Genomic DNA, 10,499 nt, shown 5'->3' on the forward strand with positions numbered 1-10,499 from the left:
GCTCATCGGCAGCCCGTTGCCGAAGGTCAGGATCGACAGGTCCGCAGCATCCGGCGCGTGCAACGGTCCGCCGCCCGAAGCCCGGACCAGCCAGCGCCGGGCCCGCCCGATCGGCACGTGCTCGTCCGCCCAGCGGTCCGGGCCGGCGTAGGAGGCAAGCCAGCCGCCGTCGCCGGCCGAGTGCAGATCCCGTTGGTGGTACAGGGCAATCGGCTCCAGGAAGACCCCGACGGTGCCGTCCACGGCGGCCGCCGCCAGCAGGGTGCGCAGCATCGCCGGGGCGTCGGACGGGTGTGCCGGCACCGCCAGCACCAGCCCCGGGATGTCGCGCAGCGCCGCCACCGAGTTGTCGTTGTGGAAGTGGCCGCCGAAGCCCTTCTGGTACCCGAGGCCGGCGATCCGCACCACCATCGGATTGCGGTACTGGCCCTGGGAGAAGAACTGCAGGGTGGCCGCCTCGCCGCGCAACTGGTCCTCGGCATTGTGCAGGTAGGCCAGGTACTGGATCTCCGGAACCGGCAGGAAGTTGGCGAGCCCCGCACCCAGCCCCACCCCGAGGATGGCCTGCTCGTCGAGGATGGTGTCGAACACCCGGGCGCCGCCGAAGCTCTTGCGCAGCCCGCGGGTCAGCCCGTACACGCCGCCCTTGACCGAGACGTCCTCGCCGAACAGCAGCGTCTCGGGCCGGCGGGCCAGCTCGTCGTGCAGCGCCCGGTTGACCGACTGGGCCAGCGTCAGCGGGCCCTCCTCCTCGGGCAGCCGGCCGCCGAACACCGCGGCGCGGTCCGCCCCGGCCGGTGCCGCCACCGCCGCGGCCACCTGCTCGACGCTGCGCGGGGCCAGCGGCGCCATCACCTGCGACGCCGAGCTGAGCTGCGGCTCGGTCATCACCCGGGCCGCCACCTCGCGCACCCGCTCGCCGATCAGCCGGTAACGCTCGGCCAGCTCCTCTCCGTCGGCGAACCCGGCCGCGGCCAGCAGCTGCGCGGTGGCCAGCAGCGGGTCGCGCGGGTAGTCGGCGACGATCGCGGCCGGCGTCCGGTAGGCCACCTCGGCGTCGGAGCCGGCATGCCCGAGGAACCGGACGGTCCGCAGGTGCAGGAAGGCGGGCTTGCGCGCCGCCCGGACGTAGTCCACCGCCTGCCGGGCCGCGTCGTAGACGTCGGCGAGGTCGCAGCCGTCCACCGCCAGGTAGCGCAGCCCCGGGCGCGCGGAGAACCGCTCGGTGATCCAGCCGGTCGGGGTGCGGGTGCTGATGCCCAGCCCGTTGTCCTCGCACACCATCAGCAGCGGCATCGGCAGCCCCTGGTAGACGGTGTTCGAGGCGGTGTTGACCCCGCCCACCAGCGTCGAGTGGTTCACCGAGGCGTCGCCGAAGCTGGTCACCACGATCGCGTCCGCCGGGTACGGGGTGCGCACCCCGGTCCGCTTGGCCCGGCCCAGCGCGAAGGCGAGTCCCACCGCCCGGGGCAGGTGCGAGGCGATCGTCGAGGTCTGCGGAATGACCGACAGCCGGGCGTTGCCGAACACCTTGTGCCGGCCGCCGGCGATCGGCTCGTCGACCGAGGCCGCCATGCCGCGCAGGATGTCGGCCACCGGGTCGGTGTCGGGCAGCTGCCGGGCCCGGGCGCAGTAGAAGCCGCCGGAGCGGTAGTGCAGCAGCGCCGGGTCGTCCGGCCGCAGCGCCGCCGCGACCGCCGCGTTGCCCTCGTGCCCGGAGGAGGAGATGGTGTAGAAGCCGCGGCCCTGGGCCTGCATCCAGATCGCGGCCAGGTCCACCTGGCGGGACTCGCACTGGGCCCAGAACAGCTCGGCGGCCTGCCGGACCGTCAGCGCGCTGCCGGGCCGGGCCGGGGCGTCGAGGTCGCGGGCCGGGCCGCGCCGCACCGCCGCCAGCTCGGTGAGGAGATGCTGCTCCAGGGGGTGGCGTTCAGCAGGCACCAGCACATCTAACCGTGCCGGCTCAGTCGAGCGCGTTCAGTCCCGCCTCTTCGGCCGCCGCCATCCCCGGGGCGCGACCCGGGCCGGTGCCGGCGGCCCGGCCGGAGATGGTGCGCCGCTCGGTCACGATCGCGGTCACCAGCGCGGCCGGCGTGACGTCGAAGGCCGGGTTCAGGCCGGTGCTGCCGGGTGCGGCCACCCGCCGGCCGGCCAGCGCCAGCACCTCGGTGTCGTCGCGCAGCTCGATCGAGATGGCGGCCCCGGTCTCGGTCGCCGGGTCGATGGTCGACTCCGGGGCGGCCACTACGAACGGGATGCCGGCGTAGTTGGCCGCCACCGCGTGCGCGACGGTGCCGACCTTGTTCGCCACGTCGCCGTTGGCCGCGATCCGGTCCGCACCCACCACCACCGCCTCCACCTGGCCGCCCAGCACCAGCCCGGCCGCGGCGGAGTCGACGATCACCCGGTGCGGAATGCCGCGCCGGCCCAGCTCCCAGGCGGTCAGCCGGCTGCCCTGCAGCAGCGGGCGGGTCTCGCAGACGTAGACCATCTCCAGCGGCTGGGCCTCGTGCAGCCGTTCGATGACGCCCAGCGCGGTGCCGACCTCGACGCAGGCCAGCCCGCCGGCGTTGCAGTGGGTCAGCACCCGGCGGGCGCCGGCCAGCAGCTGGGCGCCGCGCTCGGACAGCGCCCGGTTGGCGGAGATGTCGGCGTCCCGGATCGCCAGGGCGGCGGCCACCAGCTCGTCCGGACCGGCCCCGGCCGCCCGGGCGGCGCGCAGCTGCTCGACCCCCCAGGACAGGTTCACCGCCGTCGGCCGGGCTCCGCTGAGCTTGCCGGCGGCCACCGCCAGGTCGGCGTCCAGCTCGCCGCCCTGCTCGGCGGACCGGCAGGCGGCCAGCGCCATGCCCAGCGCACCGGCCACCCCGAGCGCCGGCGCCCCGCGCACCGCCAGCGACCGGATGTGGGCCACCAGCTCGTCGACCTCGCGAACCTCGAGGACCACCATCTCCTCCGGCAGCCGGGTCTGGTCGATGATCCGTACCGCGCCGCCGTCCCAGTCGATGGTTCGCATGGCCGGTAGCGTAGCCAGCTGTGCTCCTCGCCGACCAACGCAGCGCGGTGGTGGCGGCCTGCCGGGACCTGCTGGCCGCCGGGCTGGTGCGCGGCACCTCCGGCAACGTCTCGGTGCGCGAGCAGGCCACCGGCACGATCGCGATCACCCCGACCGGGGTGCCCTATCCGGGCATGCGGGCCTCCGACGTCGCGGCACTGGCACCGGACGGCAGCCAGCTCGCCGGCGCGCTGAAGCCCACCTCGGAACTGGCGCTGCACCTGGCTGTCTACCGCGACCGGCCGGACGTCGGGGCGGTGGTGCACACCCACTCGGTGTTCGCCACCACCTTCGCGGTGCTGGGCGAGCAGATCCCGCCGGTGCACTACCTGATCGTGCGGGCCGGCGGGGCGGTGCCGGTGGCCCCGTACGCCCGGTACGGCACCGCCGAGCTCGCCGAGTCGTGCGTCCGGACGCTCGGCCGTGGCTTCGCGGTACTGCTGGCCAACCACGGCGTGGTGGCGGTGGGCGCCGACCTCGCCGCGGCGATGGCGGTGGCCGAGGCGGTCGAGTACACTGCGGAACTGGCCTGGCGGGCCCGGCAGGCGGGCGTGCCACAGCTGCTGGACGCCGATCAGCTGGCCGCGGTCGCCGAGGCGTTCGCCGGCTACGGCCAGCCGAGCGGCCGGGACGAGAGCAAATAGTGCCAGCTCATGTCGGCGGGCTTTCGGTGCACAGCCTCAGGACGCTGAAGCGTTGCTGTCGGACTCGACTGGGCTACTTCTCGTTGGATTAGCCATCTTTCGAAGACGAAGCGATTCGACTCCGGCTCACACTGTCAGCGGGCGAACAGCGGCGGCAGTGCCAGCAGCATGCCGGTCGACCAGGTGACGTGGGTCAGCATCGGCGCCAGGATCCCGCCGGACGCCCGGCGTTGCAGGCCGAGCACCAGCCCCAGGGTGGCGGCGGCGAAGACCAGCATCGGGTTGCCGGTGGCCACCGTGACGAGTGCGTAGATGCCGGTCGAGGCCAGCACCGGACGCCGGTCGCCGAGGGCTGCGAACAGCGCACCGCGGAAGAAGATCTCCTCGGCGATGCCGTTCAGCACGGTGACCAGGGCCACCAGCGGCAGCGAGCCGTACCGGGCGTGTGCCAGCACGTTCTCGGTCAGGTCGCGCAGCGGCTCGATCTCGCGCACCGCCAGCGCCCCCAGCACGAACACCCCGACGGCCAGCAGCCCGAGCACCACCGGCGTCAGCACCGGCCGGCGCAGTTCGCCGCGGAAGCTGATCCGGCCCAGGTGCAACGGGCCGGATCCGAGGCCGCCGAGCAGCCAGACCGCCGCCAGGCCCGTGGTCAGCGGGTAGAAGGCCGGATCGGCCGGCCGGACCGACAGCGACAGGCCCAGCAGCACCGCGCCGGCGACGAGCGCCAGCACCACCACCAGCCGGCGGCGCCGGAACGCGCTGTCCGGCTCGCGGTGGTCGCGTGGGACCTTGTCCACCAGGGCCGGGCGCAGCAGCTCGGCCAGCCGGCCGGTCAACCCGGACGATCGCCACGCAGTCCGGGCTGCCGTCGCGCGGGCCGGCGGGTCGGCCGTCATCCGGGCCGGCGGTCGGCAGCAGCCTCGGCCGCCTGCCGGGCCGCCAGCGCCTGCCGCACCGCCTCGTCGTAACCGATCGTCTTCCCGGGCACCAGCCGCTGGATGGAGTTGTCGCGCACCACCACCTCGGTGGTCATCGAGTCCACCAGGTTGCGGGCCGCCGTCAGGTTGACGTCGGTCACCAGGGCCAGCCACGCCGAGGACAGCCGCGGGCTGAGCAGCGGCACCGGCAGCACCGGCAGCCGGCGCCGGTGCAGGATCTGCGCGGCCCGCTGCAGCATGTCGACGTAGCGCAGCACTTCCGGCCCGCCGATCTCGTACACCTGCCCGGTGGCCTGCGGCGCCTCCAGCACCGCCACCAGGTAGCGCACCACGTCGGCCAGCGCGATCGGCTGGCTGCGGGTGCTCACCCAGCGCGGGGTGACCATCGCCGGCAGGTGGTCGACCAGCTGGCGGGTGATCTCCCAGGAGATGCCGCCGTGCCCGATCACCACCGCCGCGCGCAGCACCGTGACCGGCACCCCGGCCTCGCCGAGCAGCCGCTCCACCGCCCGCCGGGACCGCAGGTGGGGCGAGAGCCGCTGGTCGTCGGAGCCCAGGCCGCCGAGGTAGACGATCCGGCTGACGCCGGCCTCGGCGGCTGCGGCGCCGAACGCCCGGGCGGCCGCCGCGTCGACCTGCTCGAAACGGGCCGAGTCCAGCGAATGCACAAGATAGTAGGCGGCGCTGGCACCGGCCAGCGGGCCCGCCAGGCTGGCCGGCCGGGAGACGTCGCCGGCCACCGGTTCGCCCGCCCCGGTGTAGCGGTCCGGCTGCCGGGTCATGGCGCGGACCCGATACCCCGCTGCTTCCAGCGCATGGCACAGGTGCGAGCCGATGAAGCCGGACGCGCCGGTCACCAGCACCTCGGTCCCGGTCATCGCCGCCGCTCCCCTGCCCGGATCCGTTCCGAACGAACGGTGAATGAGCTTGCAGAAATTAGCGTACCGCAGGGCGGAGCAGCTGGACGGCCGTCTCCAGGTCGCCGGCGTGACTGGTGCCGGGCAACACGGTGCCCTGCCAGGCCAGGCCGCCGACGACCAGCCGGCGGGTCGGCCGGCTGCGGGTCAGCGAGCCGATCTGCTCCAGCTCGGCCTGGCTGAGCGGCGGCAGGCCCTCCTCCGAGTGCCGCCACAGGAACACCGCCCCCGCCCCGGTCCGCCGGGCGGCCGAGACCAGCGCGTCGGTCGGCACCCGGCCGCCCAGCACCCGCACCGGGGTCCGCAGCTCGGCAAGGGCCGCGGCCAGCGCGTGCAGCGGCAGGGTGTGCTGTTCGTCCGGGGCGCAGGCCAGCAGCACCGGGCGGCCCGGCATCGGCCGGGGCAGGAAGGCCCGGTAGCCGCGCAGCGCGTCCATGATCGCCTCGGTGAACACGTGCTCGACGTCGACGCCGGCCCGGACCCAGCGCATTCCGATCGAGGCCAGCAGCGGGCGCAGCACCTCGTTCCAGGTGCGCACCGCCCCCCGTTCGACCAGCAGGTCGCCGAGCTGGCTGGCCGCGGCGTCGGCATCCAGCCGGCTGGCCGCCCGGGCCAGCCCGCGCACCTCGGGCGAGGCACCGGGCACCGCCAGCACCCGGCCGCCCGGCCCGCCGCCGTGCTTGACCCGCGTCTGGCTGCCCACCCGGACCGACCGCCCGCCGGCCAGCACGCCGCCGGTCCGGATCGGCGCCGCGGCATGCTCGGAATGCTGGCCCAGCACCGTGCGGGCGGCGGCCGCCGGGGTGTGCCCCCGGCTGACCAGTTCCTGCATGCGCTGCAACCGGTCGAGGTCTGCCTCGGTGTAGCGGCGGTGGCCACCACTGCTGCGCCCGCCCGGGCCCAGGCCGTAGCGGCGCTCCCAGCTGCGTACCGTGGCCGGGGCCACCCCCAACCGGCCTGCCGCGGCGCCTACCGACAGCAGCGTGGGGCCGTCCGGCTCGGAATAGGAAGCTTCCTGCGACACCCTCAAAGGATGCCTGACGATGCGACGGTTGACCAAGTTATACGGGACGATTACTCAACCGCCAGCGCGGGCGTCCGGAGCAGCAGCGGCAGCGACAGCCCCGCCAGCAACGCCGCCAGGACGCCGGCCAGGGTGCCGGCCAGGGCGGTGAGCCCGGCCAGCCACCAGAGGCTGCCCGGCACCGAGCCCGCCACCGCCGCGGTGGCCGCCAGGCCCGCACCGGCGCCGGCCAGCGAGCCCGCCACGCCGATCAGCAGTCCCTCGGTGGCGATCAGCCGGACCAGCTGGCCGGCCGTCCAGCCGACCGACCGCAGCAGCGCCAGGTCCTCGACCCGCTCGCGCATGTTGAGATAGCTGACGTCGGCCACCGCGACCGCGGCCAGCAGCAGCGTGACGACCACGGCGAGGTAGTCCACCGTGCGGGCCCGCAGCGAGATCGCATCGCCCAGCACGCTGCCCACCACGCTGCCCCGGAAGGCCACCGTGATGGCCAGCAACGCCGTCAGGCCGGCCGACCCCACGCACACCGCGAGCATTCCCAGCCCGGTCCGCCCTGGCTCGTCGCGCAGGTTCCGGTAGGCCAGCTGCAGCAACCCGCGTACCTGCCACGCGCCGCCGCGCCGGGTGCGCGTCCGGCCGGCGAAGGCGGCCGGCAGCGGGGCCGGCACCGAGGCCCGCCACACCGGCCAGGCAGAGGCCAGCAAGGTGAGCGCCAGCGCGGCCGGCACCGCTGCCAGTGCCTGGCCGGTGGTCACCGGGGCGCCCAGCCACCGGGCGACGACCAGCGCGGCCAACGCCCCCAGCAGGCCGGCGCCGGTGCCGATCACCGCTATCTCGCCCAGCAGCAGCCGCATCAGCTGGCCGCGGGTCCAGCCCAGGCAGCTCAGGGTGGACAGCTCCGCCCGGGGCGACCGGGCGGCAGCCGCCGCGGCATTGGCGGTGAACACTCCGCAGACCACCAGCACCAGAGTGAACAGCAGCAGGCTCTTGCGGTCGACCGCACGCAGCACCATCACCACCACGCCCTTGCGCTGCCACCGCTCGGCCAGCAGCAGGGCCGGCCGGCCCGCCGAACCCGCCGGCAGCGCGACGTACTGAACCGCGGGGACGCTGCCCACCGTGACGTCGACGGCGAGGCCGGTGGTGCGGGTGATCGCCTCGGCTGCCAGCCGGACCCGCTCCCGGCTCACCGGGTCGGTGCCGCGCACCCCGGCCACCCGGACCTTCACCGCGCTGATCGGGCCGGCCTGGCTGACGTTGTCGAAGACGGTGTCGTCGGTGAACACCGAGGCCGCGTCCAGCGAGGTGATCAGGGTCGGCGTCGGCAGCAGGTAACCGGCGGGGTTGCTGTCGGGCAACAGCGAGTCGTTGCCCAGCCGCGCGCTGCTGGCCGCGTCGACCGGGGTCAGCGGCTCGGTGCGGTAGTCGCCCAGCGCCGACTCCGAGCCCCGGCCGGGGAGCGTGCCCTGCTCCCGCAGCGCCCCGGGCAGGGTTTCCAGCCGGGACTCGTCGAAGGTGCCGACGGTGGCCAGCTTCGGGATGCGGCCGGGCGGATCCTGCTCCGCCAGCACGGGATGCTGGCGGAGCTCGCGGAACCCGGTGTCGGTGGCGTCCGGCGGCAGCAGCGCCGACTCGGAGTAGTTGACCGGCACCTTCCATATCTCGGCCGGGTTGCTGACCGGTTGCGGCTGCAGCGTGCCGTCCGGCCGGGTGCGGTAGCTGACCGGCCCGCTGGTCCAGTAGCCCCTCACCAGCGGGTTGTCGTGTTGCAGGAGCAGCTTGCCGACCATCCGCTGGTAGGCCTGCTCCGCGGTGATCCTGACCTGCGCCACCACATCACCTCGTGCGGTGTCCAGCAGCGCGTCCAGCCTGGGCAGCGGGAGCCCGGAACGCACCTCGGCGGTCTCCGTCGACCCCAGCTGTTCGATGCTGACCTCGTCCACGTCGTCGACCCCGGTGTGGTCGGCCATCAGGACCGGGAGGCTGTGCGCGGGCCACCCGGTCGGGCTGCCGCTCTCGGGCAGGTAGCTGCCCCGGGTCACTGCCAGGTCCAGGCCGGTCAGGGCCTTCTCCTGCTCGGGATCGATCGCCGCGAGCAGGAACGGGAACGTCCACTGCACCACCGCCGCGGCATGGCCGGACGGCAGCCCGTCGAATCCCCTTCCGTTCTCGCCGTTGGTCAGCGACCAGCAGGTGCCCAGCCGCTGGCTGCGCGCCGCGAACGGCGCCGGGGGCCGGTCGGGGCACACCGGCAACGGCCCGCGCGGGTCGACGAAATCGGCGCCGTTGCGACGCTCGCCCGGCCCGCCGACCAGTCCCGCCCGCGCCGGGCTGACGTAGCTGTAGGCGGCCGCCGGCTGGGAGAAGGTGCTCAGCCCCCGGGCGGTGGTGCGGACCACCGATGCGGTGAACAGCCCCTCCTCGCCGGGGGCCAGCGTGCCGGTGATGTCGATCGGGATGTTCACGGTCTGCAGCAGGTAGCCGACCATGGCGATCGGGGCCGCGACCTGCACGCCGGGCAGCTGCTGGATCTGGTGCCACTGCGCCGCCGTGATGCCACCGAACTGGCCGGACAGGAAGTTGGCGCGCACCAGCCCCTGGCTCTCCTCCAGCGCGGTCCGCGAGCCGGCCGGCCGGACCAGGATGTCGTAGGAGGGGCTGCCCTGGGCGGCGGCCCAGCCGCGCAGCTGCAGGCGCTGCTCGGCAACCTGCCCGGTGAGCACCACGAACGCGGTGGTGGCGGCGGCTATGCCGAGCACCAGCACGCCCACCCGGAACCGGTTGGCCTGCAACCGGACCAGCAGCAGGCTGATCATGGCGGGCCGTCGGAAGGCCTCATCGGCACAGTCTGACCGGTGTGCACGGCTGGCGTCACCGGTCCCGGGGGTTGCGGCAGGTCCAGCACCGACCGGCTGGTGGCCAGCACCGTCGAGGTGGCCGACACCAGCACGTAGCACGGGAAGGCGGTGATGCGGTACGCGGCGGCGATCGGCCCACCGTCCGGTTCGAACACCACGGTGGCCGTCGGCGCCAGCAGCTGCTCGATGTCGGCACCCTGCCGCGGGTCACCGACGATCACCACGATCAACCGCAGCGGACTCGGTTGCCGGCCGAGATAGCCGGCCAGCGGTGGCAGCGTGGCCCGGCACCCCGGGCAACTGCTGGACAGGAAGGCCACCAGGTGCGGGCCCCCCGCGGGCTCGAGCAGCGCTCCGGTGCTGGTGCGGGCGAGGATCGGAGGCGCCGGGCTGCCGACGTCCGGCCCGCTGGCGGGCAGCAACAGGTGGCCGGCGGGTCCCGGATGCGGGCTCCGGGCCGGCACCACGTGCAGCGCCAGCAACGAGATTCCCAGCGCCAGGCTGGCGACCAGCGCCGCGTACCCGGTGAGGACGGCGGTGATCGTCATCGCCGGCCACCGGTGGCCAGGACGGACCGGGACGCCGCGGGCCGGACCTGCCGGATCAGTGCCCGCAGGGCCGGCGCCTGCCAGCTGAGCACGGCGCCGACCAGCACGGTCAGCACCGCGGCCAGCGTGACCGGCGCCGGCGCGCTCGTCCCGGGCAGCCGCATGCCGATCGCCAGCAGCAGTGCGACAGCCGTCAGGGCGGCGTTGCGCAGCACGGTCCGCCAGCCGAGCGGCGCGTCCCCGTTGCCGAAGCAGGGGCAGCTGAACCCGGGCCGCCGGGCCACCAGCACCGCGACCCCCGCTGTCAGCAGGGCGAACTCGAGGGCGGCCAGGGCCGCTGCCGCCGCCGCAGTCGGCGGTAACAGGAGCAGCAATGCGGTCAGTCCCTCGGCGGCGACCCACCCACCGGCTACCAGCGAGGCCTGCGGCACGCCGAGCCCGAGGCGCAGTACCAGGCCGAACCGCTCGATCCCGGACCGGTGCCGCACCTTGCCGAACGCGGCGACGACCAG

At 74.7% G+C, this 10,499-nt stretch carries 9 protein-coding genes; 1 reads left to right on the plus strand and 8 read right to left on the minus strand.

Annotated features, from left to right (window positions below):
* Together VLJ82_RS18340 and mtnA are read right to left on the minus strand one after the other, a co-directional pair.
* Nucleotides 1–1,887: thiamine pyrophosphate-dependent enzyme (locus VLJ82_RS18340; protein ID WP_408664814.1), on the minus strand; the 1,887-nt coding region annotated here is incomplete at its 3' end.
* 76 nt (nt 1,888–1,963) lie between these two features.
* Nucleotides 1,964–3,016 (minus strand): S-methyl-5-thioribose-1-phosphate isomerase, encoded by a 1,053-nt coding sequence (gene mtnA / locus VLJ82_RS18345; protein WP_408664806.1) that lies wholly within the window; start codon nt 3,014–3,016, stop codon nt 1,964–1,966.
* A 20-nt stretch (nt 3,017–3,036) separates the two neighbouring features.
* On the opposite strand from mtnA, the gene VLJ82_RS18350 reads away from it, so the two are divergent.
* Nucleotides 3,037–3,699 (plus strand): class II aldolase/adducin family protein, encoded by a 663-nt coding sequence (locus VLJ82_RS18350; protein WP_408664807.1) that lies wholly within the window; start codon nt 3,037–3,039, stop codon nt 3,697–3,699.
* Nucleotides 3,700–3,833: 134 nt separating this feature from the next.
* Here VLJ82_RS18350 and VLJ82_RS18355 read toward each other — a convergent pair whose 3' ends face one another.
* From VLJ82_RS18355 to VLJ82_RS18380, 6 genes are all read right to left on the minus strand, one after another.
* Complete coding sequence (locus tag VLJ82_RS18355) at nt 3,834–4,598, minus strand: CPBP family intramembrane glutamic endopeptidase (RefSeq protein ID WP_408664808.1); 765 nt, start codon at nt 4,596–4,598, stop codon at nt 3,834–3,836.
* Nucleotides 4,595–5,518: an NAD(P)H-binding protein gene (locus tag VLJ82_RS18360; protein WP_408664809.1), complete on the minus strand. Its 924-nt coding sequence runs from the start codon at nt 5,516–5,518 to the stop codon at nt 4,595–4,597. Before VLJ82_RS18360 ends, VLJ82_RS18355 begins: the two co-directional genes overlap by 4 nt.
* Before the next feature lie 58 nt (nt 5,519–5,576).
* Nucleotides 5,577–6,581, minus strand: a complete 1,005-nt coding sequence (locus VLJ82_RS18365) for a MerR family transcriptional regulator (protein ID WP_408664810.1) — start codon at nt 6,579–6,581, stop codon at nt 5,577–5,579.
* 50 nt (nt 6,582–6,631) lie between these two features.
* Nucleotides 6,632–9,397: an FtsX-like permease family protein gene (locus VLJ82_RS18370; protein WP_408664811.1), complete on the minus strand. Its 2,766-nt coding sequence runs from the start codon at nt 9,395–9,397 to the stop codon at nt 6,632–6,634.
* Complete coding sequence (locus VLJ82_RS18375) at nt 9,394–9,987, minus strand: TlpA family protein disulfide reductase (protein WP_408664812.1); 594 nt, start codon at nt 9,985–9,987, stop codon at nt 9,394–9,396. The genes VLJ82_RS18370 and VLJ82_RS18375 overlap by 4 nt, the downstream gene beginning before the upstream one ends.
* A partial coding sequence (locus VLJ82_RS18380) for a MauE/DoxX family redox-associated membrane protein (protein ID WP_408664813.1) occupies nt 9,984–10,499 on the minus strand: 516 nt, incomplete at its 5' end. The genes VLJ82_RS18375 and VLJ82_RS18380, both read right to left, overlap by 4 nt.

The sequence above is a fragment of the Jatrophihabitans sp. genome, from assembly GCF_035474675.1.
Taxonomy (GTDB): Bacteria; Actinomycetota; Actinomycetes; order Mycobacteriales; family Jatrophihabitantaceae; genus Jatrophihabitans_A.

Coding starts and splice junctions, on each gene's coding strand:
- mtnA (WP_408664806.1), bottom strand. CDS start 3,016: ATGCGAACCATCGACTGGGACGGCGGCGCGGTACGGATCATCGACCAG.
- VLJ82_RS18355 (WP_408664808.1), bottom strand. CDS start 4,598: ATGACGGCCGACCCGCCGGCCCGCGCGACGGCAGCCCGGACTGCGTGG.
- VLJ82_RS18360 (WP_408664809.1), bottom strand. CDS start 5,518: ATGACCGGGACCGAGGTGCTGGTGACCGGCGCGTCCGGCTTCATCGGC.
- VLJ82_RS18370 (WP_408664811.1), bottom strand. CDS start 9,397: ATGATCAGCCTGCTGCTGGTCCGGTTGCAGGCCAACCGGTTCCGGGTG.
- VLJ82_RS18375 (WP_408664812.1), bottom strand. CDS start 9,987: ATGACGATCACCGCCGTCCTCACCGGGTACGCGGCGCTGGTCGCCAGC.